Raw genomic sequence first — 269 nt, forward strand, 5'->3', positions numbered from 1 at the left:
AGCCAGTACAGCGGCGTCTGATCGCAGTCGCGCCCGCAGTACACGACAAACAGTCGCATACCGTCCCGGACGCCGACCCATTTCGGGTCCGTCTGCGTTTTGATCTCGACGAGAGTGCCGAGCGGAAATCGATGGCTCTTTTTCGCGTTATCCGCGCGGTACGTATTGCCAGTTTCAGGATTGATCAAATCGGCTACGTTTTGCACTTTGCGCTCCTTATATGAGAACAGGGCCCGAGTTTACGCCGGGGCCCTGTTCCTGTCAACTAC

Annotated in this window: 1 protein-coding gene; it reads right to left on the reverse strand. The window is 56.5% G+C overall.

Features of this window, described 5'->3' with window-relative positions:
- Positions 1-206, reverse strand: a 206-nt coding sequence (locus tag AC1RPJ_RS08190; protein ID WP_481762912.1) for a hypothetical protein, incomplete at its 3' end; no start/stop codon positions are given.
- Between the last annotated feature and the right edge of the window lie 63 nt (positions 207-269).

This window comes from Dellaglioa sp. CoH-57-MRSF-17 (assembly GCF_056782015.1).